Below are 14,637 nucleotides of genomic sequence, written 5' to 3'. Positions count from 1 at the left end.
ACCCTTCTTCCTCAGGGAGAAGGTGCCCCGGAGGGGCGGATGAGGGGAGCCTATCATGGCTGTGCCCAGCCACATTCTCAAATTCGCCCGAGAACTGAGGGGGACACATACCGACGCAGAAAATCTACTCTGGATGTTGCTGCGGGATCGGCGTTTTTGTGGCTTCAAATTCCGTCGCCAGCATCCGATAAGCGGGTACATCCTCGACTTTTATTGCCATGAGTGCAGGCTTGCCGTTGAACTTGACGGTGGGGGGCATGCAACAGAGGAGCAGGCAACCTACGACTGCGAGCGGACGAAAGAGCTTGAAGGGGCGGGAATAAAAGTTCTACGTTTCTGGAATAATGACGTATTGCGGAATACCGAGATGGTTCTTGAAGCGCTGCATGGGGCGCTTGCTCTCTCAGTTGATTCTCAATCACACAATTCCTGAATGCGGCAAGGCCAACTCCTGCGTTTTCCCCTCACCCGGCCTTCGGCCACCCTCTCCCGGTGGGCGAGGGTAAAATTTGACCCTTCTCCCTCAGGGAGAAGGTGCCCCGTAGGGGCGGATGAGGGGGCCTTTACCGTGGCCGAGGGGGCTTACGCCCCCCGCACCTCCACCGCCACATCGTACAGCGTGCTCCCCCGGCCACCGTCGGTGAGGCGTTGGGACGTCAGGGCGTTCACCCCCCGCTCGCCGGGGCAGAACTCCCGCCACCAGACCCCTTCCGTGACCACGGTCCCCGCCGGAACCATCTCCGTAACCCGCAGAACAAATGCCACCTCGCCAAGCCCATTGTATGCCGTCACCCGTTGGCCGTCACACAACCCCCGCCCAGCCGCATCCAACGGGTGCATCCGCAACGCCACGGTTCCCTGGTTCTCCCGCAGGTCGTCCTGCTCGTAGAAGCTGGAATTGAGGGCATAGGGGGTGGTGGCCGGCTGCAGGCGCAGGGGAAAGCCGTCCCCTGCGGCATGGGTGGGGAGCAGGCGCGGCAGGGGCTCCGACTCCCGGGAGTTCAGGATCTCGATCCTGCCCGAGGGGGTCTTCCAGTCGCCTTTGGGATTCGAGGGGGGCGTCAGCAACACCGGCTCCCCCTGGCGCAGGCGCCGGGTCGTCTCCCGGTCCCGCCAGGGGGTGTCGAAGTCCAGCAGCTGTTCCACCAGGTCGTCGGCCGACAGCCTGAAAAAGGGCTCGTCCCACCCCATGCCGGCCGCCAAAAGCGAGAACACCTCCCAGTTGGATTTGGCCTCCCCCACCGGCGGCAGGGCCGCCCCGCAACGCTGGCTGTGGTAGCCGCCGTAACAGCGGTACAGGTCCGGCTGTTCCAGGGAGGTGGTGGCCGGCAGGACGATGTCGGCATAGCGGGCCGTATCGGTCAGGAAACGCTCGTGCACTACCGTAAACAGGTCGTTGCGCTCGAGCCCCCTGATGACCGCATTCTGATCCGGGGTCACGGCGGCCGGATTGGAGTGATAGACGTAGAGGGACATGATGGGCGGGTCGTCCAGTTCGGTCAGCGCGCTCCCCAGTTGGTTCATGCTCACCAGGCGCGTCGGCCGTTCCATGAATTCCTCCCGCGTGACCCGGTGCAGGGGGAAGGCGCCGCCGGTGGAGGTGCCGGGGAACACGCCGCCGCCGGGACGTTGCCAGGCCCCGCTGACGGCGGGGAGGCAGGCGATGGTGCGGACGGTCATGGCGCCGTTGCCGTAGCGGGAGAGGCCGCTCCCCAGACGGACGAAGGGGGCCTTTGCAGCCACAAACTCCCGCGCCAGGCGTTCGATGACAGCGGCGGGCAGGCCGCAGACCTCCGCCATCCGCTCCGGGGCGCACTCGGGGAGCACCTTTGCGGCGAACTCCTCGAAGCCGAGGACGTTATCACGAATAAAATCATGGTCCGCCAAGCCGTCCCGGACCATGACATGCATCATCCCCAGGGCCAGGGCGCCGTCGCCGCCGGGACGCACGATAAAGGCCTCGTCCGCCGCCTCGCAGGTGGGGGTGCGGTAGGTGTCGATGGCCCACACCCGGGCGCCGCGCCGCCGGGGTACCTGGACGTCCCGCATGGCGTGGATGCTGGTGGCGCTGGCGTTGATCCCCCACAGGATCACCAGGTCGCTCTGCTCCACCTCCCCCGGTTCCATGGCCGGGGTGTCCCCCATGACCGCTTTCCATCCCGCATCCTTGGCCGGGGAGCAGATGGTCCGTTCCAGGCGCGAGGCCCCCAGCTTGTGGAAGAAAGGGTGTCCGCTGTTCCGCTGCACCAGCCCCATGGTGCCGGCATAGGAATAGGGGAGGACGCATTCACCCCCGTAGCTGGCGATCAGCCCCTTCCAACAGGTGCAGATGCGCTCGATCGCCTCCGGCCACGAAACAGGTTCGAAACGCCCCTCCCCCTTGGGACCGGTGCGCATCAGCGGAGTCGCCAGACGGCGCGGCGAGTGGACCGTACGCTCGTAGTGATGCATCTTGGGGCAGAGCAGGCCGCGGGTCACGGGATGGGCGGGGTCGCCGGCAACACGCACGGCACGGCCATCCTCCACCTCCACCAGCAAACCGCAGGTGTCGGGACAATCGTAGGGGCAGACGGAGCGAACAATGTTGGGGCTCATGGAGATTTTCCTTCCTGATATGCGGGATAAAATATTATACTTGGATTTTCTTTCTTGTGCAGACCAAATTCGATTCCGTCACGAAGACCATGACCGAATCCCGAGGGGGGTTATATGACACCGCAGCCTGACATCCTGCATTATGCCGTATCCGTTGTCGGCAAGGACCGCACCGGCATCGTTTCCGGCATTGCCGCAGCGCTCTTCCGCCTGGGGTGCAACCTCGCCGACTCCAGTTGCACCATGCTGGCCGGCGAGTTTGCCGTGATCCTGATCGTATCCCATGTAAAGCCGTTCAGCAAGAGCCGCCTCTACGACGAACTGAAGCCGGTCTGCGATGGGCTCGGCATGTCCCTGGCCGTACGCACCCTCCAGGCCGACGAGATCGCCCGCCTGGAAACCCCGGGGGAGATCTGCCTGATCTCGGTCTACGGAGCCGACCAGCCGGGCATCGTCTACCGCGTGACCAATGAACTGGCGGAGCGGGGCGTCAATATCACGGACCTGAATACCAAACTGATCGGCACGGACGACGAGCCGGTCTACGTGATGATGCTGGAAGCGGCCCTGCCGGACGGGCAAACCCCTGAAGAGCTTGAAGCGCTGCTGGGAGATCTGAAAAAGGAGCTGAACGTGGAAATCGGCGTGCGGGTGGTTACGCCGGTGGCCCTCTGACCTATGGCAACTCAACCTATCCTGCGTTATCCGCACCCGGTGCTCAAGAAACTCTGCCACCGGGTTGTAACCATTGACAACGAGATACATGACCTGATCCGGGATCTGCTGGACACCATGCGCGAGGGGCCGGGGTCGGTCGGGGTGGCGGCGCCCCAGATCGGCGTCACCCTGCGGGTCTGCGTGGTGGACGTGTCGGCCAGCCGGCACGGCAAGGAGAACAACCACGGCCAACTGTGCATGATCAACCCGGAGATTACGGCCCGGAGCGGCACCGCCGTCATGCGCGAGGGGTGCATGAGCGTGCCGGACTATACCGGGGATGTGGAACGGGCCACCGAGATCACGGTCAGGTACGACGAGCCGGGGGGAACGGAGCGGGTCATCACCGCAACCGGATTCGAGGCGGTGGCCATCCAGCACGAGATGGACCACCTGGACGGCATCCTGTTTCTGGACCGGATCGTCAGCCTGAAGACCGGACTGTTCCGGCGCAAGAACTACAGGTAGGAGGCGTTATGGCGGAACTTTTGACCAAAAAGGAACGGAAGGAACTGCTGAAGATTGCCCGCGACACCATCGTCGCCTATGTGGCCACCGGGCAGGTCCCCCCGGTCGGGCCCCCCTCGAAGGGGCTCGCCTGCGAAAACGGCTGTTTCGTGACCATCAAGCAGCAGGAGCGCCTGCGCGGCTGCATCGGCAACTTCGTCTCGGACAAGCCGCTCTCCAGTCTGGTGCAGGAGATGGCCGTGTCGGCCGCGACCCGCGACCCGCGCTTCTACCCCATGAAACCCCAGGACCTGGACGATTTCAACCTTGAGATATCGGTACTCTCCCCCCTGGAGAAGATCACGTCGGCCGACCAGATCCAGGTGGGGAAACACGGCCTCTATATCGTCAAGGACAGCTACCGGGGCGTCCTGCTCCCCCAGGTGGCCACCGAATACGGTTGGGATCGGGACACCTTCCTGAAACATACCTGCATCAAGGCCGGTCTGCCCGAGAACGCCTGGCAGAAGGAGTGCGACATCTATATCTTTAGCGCCCTGGTGTTCGGCGAGCAGTAATCGCGAAGCGGTTTACCAGGGGCTGAATCGCACCATCCGGACCCGTGGCATGTCGTCAGGGGATATCCCTGAGCCGATGCACTACGCCGGCACGCGGTCCAAACATTGCACAGAATGGGGACGTTCAATGAAAACTCTCTGGAACATGTATCTTAACCTGACCATCCGCGTCCGCATCATCATCCTCTGCATATGCTACAGTTTCTGCATCATCGCAGCCGGAGCGGTCGGCCAGACCCAATCCCTCTCGGCCACATCCCTGGCCGTCATCCTCTTCACCATTCTCGGCACCCTGTTCAGTGGGATCAACATCTGGTCCATCACCTCGCCCATCAACAGGACCATTGGCTATCTCAAGGAAATGGCCACCGGCGACCTGCAGCGGGATATCCAGATCAAACGCAACAATGAGGTGAGCGCCATACTGCGTTCCCTTCGGGAACTTCAGCACTCGATGCGGGGAATCGTCATGGGGATCCAGACGACGTCGGGCCAGATCGCCGCTTCCTCGGAGCAGCTGCGGCAGACCTCCGCAACCATCGCCGACGGCACCGAAAGCGCCGCCACCCAGGCCGCCTCGGTCAGCGCCGCAGTCGATAACCTGGCGACCGCGAGCACGGACATATCCACCAGATGCCTCGAAATGTCCGACATGGCCAGGGAGGCGGAGCAGGTGTCACGGGAGGGGGAACAGATCATTTCCGGCATGTCCGGAACCATGGGGGCCATCGAGGGGGTAATCACCGAGACCACCGAGGCGGTAAAATCCCTGGGGGACAATTCGACGCGCATCGGCGACATCCTGGCCACCATCGGCGACATCGCCGACCAGACCAACCTGCTGGCCCTGAACGCAGCCATTGAAGCGGCACGGGCGGGCGAGCAGGGACGCGGGTTTGCGGTGGTCGCCGACGAGGTGCGCAGCCTCGCCGAGCGGACCACGTCGGCGACCCGCGAGATTCAGACCATTATTGACGCTCTCCAGAAGGATGTCGGAAACGTGGTCTCTTCCATGGAGCAGAGCTCAGGCAGCGTACGCGAAGGTGGCGAAGGGGTACGCCACTCGTGCGAGGCCATTGGCGCAATCCTCCGCCAGATCGGCGTCCTCCACGGCCAGGTGTCCCAGGTGTCGACCGCCGCCACCGGCCAGTCCACAACCACCTCGGCCATAACCGAGAACATGCATCTCATTACCCGCGTCATCAGCGAGGCCGCCTCCGGGGCTGAGCAGACGGAGTCGGCCGCCTCCGGCTTGGCCACATCGGCCGCGGAACTCCAGCAGATGGTAAACCGCTTTAAACTTTCCTAGCCACGTTTATACCCAGGGCGACCATTTTTCGAGCAGTTCTGCCACGAGCCTGGAATGGAAATCCAGTCGATATCCCCAAATGTCTCAAAACGACATAATGAAGAACGCTTGTAAAAAAAATATACCCACATATTCAGCACGTTAAAACGTTACGTTCCAACACCACAGGCAGAGAATTAACGAAGGCCCCCCGGAGAGATATTATTCCGGGGGGCCTTCGTAATCAGGCTCTGTTGCGGGGAAGCGGGATCAGGGGGCCAGGGCCGCGTGGGCCGCTGCCAGCCGGGCGATGGGTACCCGGAAGGGGGAGCAGGAGACGTAGTCCAGCCCGGCCTTGTGACAGAAGATGACCGAAGACGGGTCGCCGCCATGCTCGCCGCAGATGCCCAGCTTGATCTTCGGGCGGGTGGCGCGCCCCTTCTCCACCGCCATTTTGACCAATTGGCCGACGCCGTTCTGGTCAAGCGACACAAAAGGGTCCTCCGCCAGGATACCGTGGTCCACGTAAAACGGCAGGAATTTACCGGCATCGTCCCGGGAAAGGCCAAAGGTGGTCTGGGTCAGGTCGTTGGTGCCGAAGGAGAAGAATTCGGCCTCGCCGGCGATCTCGTCGGCGGTCAGCGCCGCGCGGGGCAACTCGATCATGGTGCCGATCAGGTACTCCAGCGTGACGCCGTACCGGGCGACGACCTCGTCGCAGATGGCCACGGCGTTCTGTTTGAGCACCTGAAGCTCCTTGACCGTGGCGATCAGGGGGATCATGATCTCCGGGACGATGGTGAATCCCTCGTTCTTGACCAGTTCGCAGGCCGCCTCCATGATGGCCCGCACCTGCATGTCGTAGATCTCGGGAAAGGTGATGCCCAGGCGGCAGCCGCGATGACCGAGCATCGGGTTGAATTCGTGCAGGAACTCCACCTTGTGCCTGAGGGCGCCCACCGGCACCTTCATGGTCTTTGACAGCTCCTCCAGGTCCTTTTCCTCCTGGGGCAGAAACTCGTGGAGCGGCGGGTCCAGCAGACGGATGGTTACCGGCAGCCCTTTCATCTCGCGGAAGAGACCGATGAAATCCCCCTTCTGCATGGGCAGGATCTTGGCCAGGGCCCTTTCGCGCCCTTCCACCTCCTCGGAGAGGATCATCTCCCGGACGGCCGCGATACGCTCGGCGTCGAAGAACATATGTTCGGTGCGGCACAGGCCGATCCCCGCGGCGCCGAACTGGCGGGCGACCTTGGCATCGTGGGGGGTGTCGGCATTGGCGCGGACCCTGAGCTTGCGGTAGGTATCGACCCAGGTCATCAATTGGGCGAAGTCTCCGGTCATGGCCGGGGCGACCGTCGGCACGGCGCCCAGCATCACGTCACCGCAGGAGCCGTCCAGGGTGATCGTGTCCCCCTTCTTCACCACCACGCCGCCCCGGGCCGTAAAGGTTTCGCCGGCGTAGTCCACCTTGATGTCGCCACAGCCGGCCACGCAGCATTTCCCCATGCCCCTGGCCACGACCGCCGCGTGGGAGGTCATGCCGCCCCGGGCGGTGAGGATGCCCTGGGCGGCGTGCATGCCGTGGATGTCCTCGGGGCTGGTCTCGATGCGCACCAGGATCACCTTCTTGCCCACCTTGGCTTCGGCCTCGGCCTCATCGGCGCTGAAGACCACCTGGCCGGAAACGGCGCCCGGCGAGGCCGGCAGCCCCTTGGCGATGATCTGCTTGGCGGCGGCGGGATCGAGGGAAGGGTGCAGGAGCTGGTCGAGCTGGGAGGGCTGGACCCGCAGGACCGCCTCCTTCTCGTCGATCAGCCCTTCCTTCACCATGTCCACGGCGATCTTGATGGCCGCCGGCGCGGTGCGCTTGCCGTTGCGGGTCTGCAGCATGAAGAGCTTGCCCTTCTCGATGGTGAATTCGATGTCCTGCATGTCCTTGTAATGCTTTTCCAGGATGTTGCGGATATCCGCCAACTGCCGGTAGCATTCGGGCAGAACCTCCTCCATGGAGGGGAGCTTGCCGTCCTTGTCCTTGACGCGGTTGATCGGCTGGGGGGTGCGAATGCCCGCCACCACGTCCTCTCCCTGGGCGTTGACCAGGAATTCGCCGAAGAAGTAGTTTTCGCCGGTGGAGGGGTCGCGGGTGAACGCCACGCCGGTGGCGCAATCGTCGCCCATATTGCCGAACACCATGGACTGGACGTTGACGGCGGTGCCCCACTCGGCGGGGATGCTGTTGAGCTTGCGGTAGGTAATGGCGCGCGGGTTCATCCACGAGCCGAAAACGGCGCCGATGGCCCCCCACAACTGCTCGTGGGGGTCTTCGGGAAACTCCTTCCCCAGTTCCTCCCTGATCTTGAGCTTGAACGCCCCGACCAGTTCCCGCCAGTCGGCGGCCGTCAGCTCCGTATCCTGGTGGACGCCCCGCTGCTCCTTCTTCTGTTCCAGCAGGTGTTCGAGGATATCCTTCTCCATGCCCATGACCACGTCGGAATACATCTGCACGAAACGGCGGTAGGCGTCATAGGCGAACCGTTCGTCCCCGCTCTGGGCGATGATGCCCTGAACCGTGGTATCGTTCAAGCCGAGATTGAGGATGGTGTCCATCATGCCCGGCATGGAGGCGCGGGCGCCGGAACGGACGGAGACGAGCAGGGGGTTCTTGGGGTCGCCGAATTTTCTCCCCATCAGCGCCTCGACCCTTTTGAGGTTTTCGGCTACGGTCGCAGTCAGGGATTCGGGATACACCTGGTTGTTCTTATAAAATTCGGTGCAGACCTCGGTGGTGATGGTAAAACCGGGGGGGACGGGAAGTCCGATACTGGTCATTTCCGCCAGATTGGCCCCCTTGCCCCCCAACAGATTTTTCATCTCCGCCCGGCCCTCAGCCTGACCGTTGCCAAAGAAATACACATACTTCTGCGTCATAATGCTGCCTCCTCAAGGATGATAGAGAACCGTGCTTTAGACCGGCTAAAAACTTTTATTCATAATTAAAATAATAGGTTAGACGGTCAACTATAACGCAGAAAAACAAAATTTCAACCTTAAATGCGAACCAGGGGCTACTTCAGATCCCAACTGGTGATATCGGCATTCTTCCCGTCACCCCCCTTGGCTCCGTCGGCACCGTAGGAGTAGAGGTCGTAATCCCCGTGTTCGCCCGGCGACACATAGAGGAAGTCGTTGCCCCAGCCATCCTTGGGCACGCTCTTGCTCTCCAGATAGCCCCCCTCCTTGAAGTTCTTGGGGATAACCCCCACGGCCGTTTTTGTCACCAGGGAGTTCAACCCCTGTTCCGTGGAGGGATAGACGCCGTTGTCGAGTTTATAGAGCTTGAGGGCCGACTCCAGGTTTCTGATCTGGGTCTTGGTGGTCTGGATCTTGGCGTCGTCGGTGCGGCCCATGATCTTGGGTCCGACCAAGGCAGCCAGAAGCGCCAGGATGACGATCACCACCATGATCTCGATGAGGGTGAAGCCGCGCCGGTTGTTGAGTTGTTTCATATCTCCGTGTCCTCCATCTGTGTGATTCCCTGCTGCTAGGGATTTTACATGAACAGGGCCGCATGGCAAGGCTTTTTCAGGCCGCCGCCATCTATCCCAAAAGAACAAGGCGCTACCGCAATTGCGGCAGAGAGCCGGCACATCCCTTTGGCACCGCCTCAAACAAACGCAATGATTTAAGCCTGTTGCTAAATTCTGATCTTTTGGCACGCAACATGTATTGTGTCAGAGCAACGAACAACTGAGCATGAAAAAGCCGGCCATCTCGTCGACGCAAGCGCCCTGCCCCGGGCGAACCAGCTGCCGGAAGCCGCAGGGAAAACAAGGGACGCGGCCGGAAAAGTCACGGATAAAAAATAGATTGACGGACCTCGGCCTTACAATGCATTATCACGTATACAAAAATTTGCAGCACACCACCATCAAGGAGAGAGAAATCATGAAAAAGACCGCCATCGCCATCCTCGCCATCGCAGCCTTTGCCGGGACCGCTTTTGCCGCCGACGTGATCACACTGAAAAGAGGCGTCACGTTCAATCACAAGGCCCACCAGGAAATGCTGAAGGACTGTACGAAATGCCACGCTTCCGCAGCCGGCGGCAAGATCGAAGGGTTCGGCAAGGACTGGGCCCACAAGACCTGCAAAGGTTGCCACAGCACCATGGCCAAAGGGCCGACCTCCTGCAAAGATTGCCACAAACAGTAACCGTTTGAACGGTTGACGACGCTTGAAGGGAGGGCAGCACCGGTGCTGCCCTCTTCCTGTTTCAGCAGGTTGTGCAAAAATAGCCAGATCGTCGCACCCGCTCGACAAGCCCCGAGGAGGCCCTCACCCGGCCTTTGGCCACCCTCTCCCGGAGGGAGAGGGTAACGGTATCCCTTCTCCCTTGGGGAGAAGGATAGGATGAGGGGCGCTACGCCGCACGAAAGGGCGTTCGAGGACGAAGACCTGATGGCTGTTTTTCAACAGCCTGCTATCCCCTGATCCCCATCCCCTTCCCCTGTTTGCAGAGAAACCCCTCGCGCTTCATGGTCTCGAGATTGCTCTGCACCGCCTCCGCCTCGGCCCCGAGCAGTTCGGCCAACCCTTCCGCCGTTATCCCCGGATGCGCCATGACCGCCCGCAACATGCGGCTGCGCAGCTGGCGGTTCGACCCCTCGAATCGCGACTGCCGGGTGTGGTGGGCGCTGCGGCGGCCCGGATTGGGATAGCTCTGCTTGAGCAGCGCGCCGTAGTCCATCAGCCCGTAGTACCAGGTGCGGGGATCTGCCCGGTCCAGGGTCGCCCCGACCAGGGGCATGATCTCCCGGTCCCCCACCTTGTCCCTGCCATGAAAAAAGAAATGGATGAAGACCGTGCGGATGTTGGTCTCGATGAACGCCTCTACCGCCCCGAAAGCGAAGGTCGCCACGGCCCGGGCCGTGTACGGGCCGATGCCGGGCAAGGATTCCAGCGCCTCAATCGTAGTGGGGAAGTTACCGGCGAAGCGCTCCACGATCTCCTCGGCGCACCGCTTGAGGGCCAGGGCACGGCGGTTGTAGCCCAACCCCTGCCATACCCGCAATACCTCCGGCAAGGGAGCGGCGGCCAAGTCGGCAAGCGTGGGAAAGGCCGCCAGGAACTCGGCATACTTGGCCTTGACCCGTTCCACCTGGGTCTGCTGGAGCATGATCTCGGAGATGAGGATGCAATAGGGATCCCGGGTCTCCCGCCACGGCATGGGGCGGGGGTTGGCCCGGTGGTGGGCCAGGACAAGTTTCCGGAAGGCCGTGACCGTTGCGGGGGCAAGGGGGCCGGTCTCACAGTAGTGGTTGGTGAGGTGCTCAGGGGTCAAGTTCAAACTTCGATCCTATGATCCAAACGGCAAATCTGCCACGGAGACACGGGGAAAACCAAGCGTAAGACAAACAAAAAACAACGATTCCAGACAATTGGGTTCACCGCAGCGCCAACTCCATCTCCTCCAGCCGCTTGATCCGGTCCCGAAGCCCGGCGGCGCTTTCGAAATCCAGCGCCTTGGCCGCCGCCAGCATCTCCTTGCGCAGCTTCTTGACCAGCTTGGGAATCTCCTTGGGCGCCACGTACTCCTCGGCCGTCTCGGCCACGCCGCTTGCCGGGGTGTAGTAATCCTTCTCCTCGATGGACCCCAGGATCGTGCCCATCCCCTTTTTGACCGTCTCGGGGGTGATGCCGAACTCCTGGTTATAGGCCAACTGCTTGGCGCGACGGCGCTCGGTCTCGTCGAGGCAGGCCTGCATGGAGCGGGTCACCGTATCGGCGTACATCAGCACCCGGCCGTCCACGTTGCGGGCGGCCCGGCCGCAGGTCTGGATCAGGGAGCGGGCGGAACGGAGGAACCCCTCCTTGTCGGCGTCCAGGATGGCCACCAGGGAGACCTCCGGCAGGTCCAGCCCCTCCCGCAGCAGGTTGATGCCCACCAGCACGTCGAACTCCCCCATCCTCAAGTCGCGCAGGATCTGCATGCGCTCGATGGTGACGATGTCCGAGTGCAGATAGCGCACCTTGACCCCCAACTCCTGATAATAGTTGGTCAACTCCTCGGCCATGCGCTTGGTCAGGGTAGTCACCAGTACCCGCTCCCCCTTGGCCACGGTCTCCCGGACCTCGTGGAGAAGATCGTCCACCTGGCCGAGGGAAGCCTCCGCCCCCGCCGTGGCTGGCCGGACCTCGATCCGCGGGTCCACCAGCCCGGTGGGGCGGATGACCTGTTCCACGAAGACGCCGCCGCTCCGCTCCATCTCGAAATCCGCCGGCGTGGCCGAGACGTACACCGCCTGGCGGATGCGCTTTTCAAACTCCTGGAAGTTGAGCGGCCGGTTGTCCAGGGCCGCCGGCAGGCGGAAGCCGTACTGCACCAGCGTTTCCTTGCGGCTGCGGTCTCCCCGGTACATCCCCCCCACCTGGGGGATGGTGATATGGGACTCGTCCACGAAGAGCACGAAATCCTCGGGGAAGTAGTCGATCAGGGTGTAGGGGGGCTCCCCCTCCGTGCGCCCGTCGAAATAGCGGGAATAGTTCTCGATCCCCTGGCAGAAGCCCATCTCCTCCATCATCTCGATGTCGAAGAAGGTGCGCTGCTCGATGCGCTGGGCCTCCAGCAGCATGTTCCGCTCCCCGAAATAACGGAGGCGTTCCCCCAGGTCCGTGCGGATCTGCTCCACCGCCCTTTCCAGGGTCTCGCGGGTGGAGACATAGTGGGATGCCGGATAGATGGCGCATTTGGGCAATTTCTGGAGTACCGCCCCCCGCAGGGGGTCGATCTCGCTGATGGCCTCAACCTCGTCGCCGAAGAACTCGATGCGCAGCGCCTTGTCGCTGTCGTAGGCGGGGAAGACCTCCACCACGTCGCCCCGCACCCGGAAGGTGCCGCGGTGGAAGTCCATGTCGTTGCGTTCGTACTGAATCTCCACCAGCTTTTCCAGCAGGGTGTCGCGGCCGTACTCCTCCCCCTGGTGGAAGAAGATGTGCAGGCTGGCATAGGCCTCGGGCGAGCCGATGCCGTAGATGCAGGAGACCGAGGCCACGATGATCACGTCGCGCCGGGTCAGGAGGCTGCGGGTGGCCGAGTGGCGCATCTTGTCGATCTCGTCGTTGATGGACGAGTCCTTCTCGATGAAGGTATCGGTGGTGGGGAGGTACGCTTCCGGCTGGTAGTAGTCGTAGTAGGAGACGAAATACTCCACGGCGTTGTCCGGGAAGAGTTCCTTGAACTCGCCGTAGAGCTGGGCCGCCAGGGTCTTGTTGGGGGCCAGCACCAGGGCCGGCCGGCCGGTCTGGGCGATGACGTTGGCCACGGTGAAGGTCTTGCCCGAGCCGGTCACCCCCAGTAATACCTGATGCTGGTCGCCGCGCTCGATCCCTTCCACCAGTTCGGCAATGGCCTGGGGCTGGTCGCCCCGGGGGGTATAGGCTGTGGCAAGTTTGAAGGGGGATGCACTCGAACTCATGGAGTTATTCTAGCCTTACCGGACGGCCCTGTCCAGCACCTTCCCGTTCGCCGCCCTGAGCACGACGGTCATGCCCATCCTGCCGACCGCGTGGGTGGCGCAGGAGAGGCAGGGGTCGTAGAGGCGGATGCCGTGCTCCACCCGGTTGAGGAGCCCCTCGCCGAGCGCCCCCCCTTGGAGGTGGTGCCGGGCGATGTCGGTGATGGTCAGGTCCATGGCGCGGCTGTTGTGGGCCGTGGCCACGACCAGGTTGACCCCGGTCAACAGGCCGTCACGGTCCACCCGGTAGTGGTGGATCAGGGTGCCCCGGGGCGCCTCGGTGACGCCCACCCCCTCGGCGGCGTTGCCCCCTGCCCGGGCCAGGACCTGCCGCTCGACGCACAGCGGGTCGTCCACCAGGCCGGCGATGCGCTCCACGGCGTAGAGCATCTCGATCAGCCGGGCCTGGTGGTAATCGAGGCTGGCGGTGGCGGTCCGCCGCCCCCCCAGCAGTTCCGTGCGGGCCTGTTCCGCCTGGGGCGCAGCCGCGAACGGGGCCACGGAAAGGCGGGCCAGGGGGCCGACCCGGTAGAGACGATCCCCGCCAAAGGCGCATTCCGTCGGTTTCAGGTAGCTGTCGTGGGTCACGGTCTCCCGGATGGCGGCGGCGTACCTCTCCGGCGCCAGGTCGCCGACCGTCCCGCCGGCCGCATCCGCGAACGTAAGCCGCCCCTCGTAATGGTCGAGGCACCCGTCCACGCCCACCAACCCCAGGAACAGGCTGGGGAAATCGCCGCAGGGCCCCATCTCGGACCGAAAGCCCTCGCTCCGTTCCTGCCACAGATCGAGGGCAAAGCGCGTCAACTCCCGCGCCTCGGGGAGCAGGGCCGCAATGGCGTCGCGTCCCGCCTCGCCCAACGGCTCACCCATGCCCCCCGCCACGATATGCTCCGGGTGCAGGCGGCCGCCGCCAATCAGGTTGACGATCTCCTGGCCGATCTGGCGCAGGCGGATGCCCTTGCGGATGACCTCGGGGCGGTGGCGCGCCAGGCCGACGATATTCCGTTCCGTGGGGTCGCTGTCAAGGCCGAGGACGATGTCCGGGGCAGAGAGGTGAAAAAAACTGAGGGAATGGCTGAGGATCAACTGGGCCAGGGAGAGAATCCGGCGGAGGTGCTGCGCTGCCGGGGGGATGTCCACCCCCATGATGCGTTCCCCGGCCATGGCCGCGGCCAGGGCGTGGCTGACCGGGCAGATGCCGCAGACCCGGGCGGTGATGGTCGGCATCTCCCAAAAGGGACGCCCCAGGCAAAAGGATTCGAACCCGCGGAATTCCCGGACGTGCAGGCGGGCCTCCGCCACCTGTCCGGCCTCGTCCAGCCGGATGGTGATGGCGGCGTGCCCCTCGATGCGGCTCACCGGGGATATGGTGATGGTCGTGCCCATGGTGAAGAGTGTACCACGCTTCGAGGGGATGTCAGGCGGGGGGGCAAGGCATTCATATTCACCTCGTCCCCCTCATCCGCCCCTTTAGGGCACCTTCTCCCTGTGGGAG

The 14,637-nt window shown here is 63.2% G+C and carries 12 protein-coding genes; 6 read left to right on the top strand and 6 right to left on the bottom strand.

Annotated features, from left to right (window positions below):
• Nucleotides 1-55: 55 nt before the first annotated feature.
• Entirely contained in the window at nt 56-433 is a 378-nt protein-coding gene (locus F6V30_RS04735; protein WP_151155430.1) for an endonuclease domain-containing protein, read from the top strand.
• Nucleotides 434-582: 149 nt separating this feature from the next.
• Here F6V30_RS04735 and F6V30_RS04730 read toward each other — a convergent pair whose 3' ends face one another.
• Nucleotides 583-2,595: a molybdopterin-dependent oxidoreductase gene (locus tag F6V30_RS04730; RefSeq protein ID WP_151155428.1), complete on the bottom strand. Its 2,013-nt coding sequence runs from the start codon at nt 2,593-2,595 to the stop codon at nt 583-585.
• 114 nt (nt 2,596-2,709) lie between these two features.
• On the opposite strand from F6V30_RS04730, the gene F6V30_RS04725 reads away from it, so the two are divergent.
• From F6V30_RS04725 to F6V30_RS04710, 4 genes are all read left to right on the top strand, one after another.
• A complete protein-coding gene (locus F6V30_RS04725; protein ID WP_151155426.1) occupies nt 2,710-3,270 on the top strand; it encodes a glycine cleavage system transcriptional repressor in 561 nt (186 codons plus the stop codon).
• A 3-nt stretch (nt 3,271-3,273) separates the two neighbouring features.
• Nucleotides 3,274-3,780, top strand: a complete 507-nt coding sequence (gene def, locus F6V30_RS04720) for a peptide deformylase (protein WP_151155424.1) — start codon at nt 3,274-3,276, stop codon at nt 3,778-3,780.
• An 8-nt stretch (nt 3,781-3,788) separates the two neighbouring features.
• Entirely contained in the window at nt 3,789-4,337 is a 549-nt protein-coding gene (gene amrA / locus F6V30_RS04715) for an AmmeMemoRadiSam system protein A (RefSeq protein ID WP_151155422.1), read from the top strand.
• 127 nt (nt 4,338-4,464) lie between these two features.
• Entirely contained in the window at nt 4,465-5,646 is a 1,182-nt protein-coding gene (locus F6V30_RS04710; RefSeq protein WP_151126608.1) for a methyl-accepting chemotaxis protein, read from the top strand.
• A 249-nt stretch (nt 5,647-5,895) separates the two neighbouring features.
• On the opposite strand, the gene ppdK is transcribed toward F6V30_RS04710, so the two are convergent.
• Together ppdK and gspG are read right to left on the bottom strand one after the other, a co-directional pair.
• Nucleotides 5,896-8,556 carry a pyruvate, phosphate dikinase gene (gene ppdK, locus F6V30_RS04705; protein WP_151155420.1) on the bottom strand — a complete coding sequence of 887 codons (2,661 nt, stop codon included), beginning with the start codon at nt 8,554-8,556 and terminating at the stop codon, nt 5,896-5,898.
• Between the two features lie 137 nt (nt 8,557-8,693).
• Nucleotides 8,694-9,134: a type II secretion system major pseudopilin GspG gene (gene gspG / locus F6V30_RS04700; RefSeq protein ID WP_151155419.1), complete on the bottom strand. Its 441-nt coding sequence runs from the start codon at nt 9,132-9,134 to the stop codon at nt 8,694-8,696.
• Between the two features lie 439 nt (nt 9,135-9,573).
• Between gspG and F6V30_RS04695 the strand changes: the two genes are divergently transcribed.
• Nucleotides 9,574-9,840: a cytochrome c7 gene (locus F6V30_RS04695; protein WP_151155417.1), complete on the top strand. Its 267-nt coding sequence runs from the start codon at nt 9,574-9,576 to the stop codon at nt 9,838-9,840.
• Nucleotides 9,841-10,108: 268 nt separating this feature from the next.
• Here F6V30_RS04695 and F6V30_RS04690 read toward each other — a convergent pair whose 3' ends face one another.
• From F6V30_RS04690 to F6V30_RS04680, 3 genes are all read right to left on the bottom strand, one after another.
• Nucleotides 10,109-10,975, bottom strand: coding sequence for an HhH-GPD family protein (locus F6V30_RS04690; protein ID WP_246163209.1), 867 nt, complete (start codon nt 10,973-10,975; stop codon nt 10,109-10,111).
• Between the two features lie 97 nt (nt 10,976-11,072).
• Nucleotides 11,073-13,103, bottom strand: a complete 2,031-nt coding sequence (gene uvrB / locus F6V30_RS04685; protein WP_151155415.1) for an excinuclease ABC subunit UvrB — start codon at nt 13,101-13,103, stop codon at nt 11,073-11,075.
• A 15-nt stretch (nt 13,104-13,118) separates the two neighbouring features.
• Nucleotides 13,119-14,528, bottom strand: a complete 1,410-nt coding sequence (locus F6V30_RS04680; RefSeq protein ID WP_151155413.1) for a Ni/Fe hydrogenase subunit alpha — start codon at nt 14,526-14,528, stop codon at nt 13,119-13,121.
• Between the last annotated feature and the right edge of the window lie 109 nt (nt 14,529-14,637).

This window comes from Oryzomonas sagensis (assembly GCF_008802355.1).
Classification (GTDB): domain Bacteria; phylum Desulfobacterota; class Desulfuromonadia; order Geobacterales; family Pseudopelobacteraceae; genus Oryzomonas; species Oryzomonas sagensis.
The sequence above is the reverse complement of the archived record's forward strand: the minus strand, read 5'-3'. Positions and strand labels throughout refer to the sequence as shown.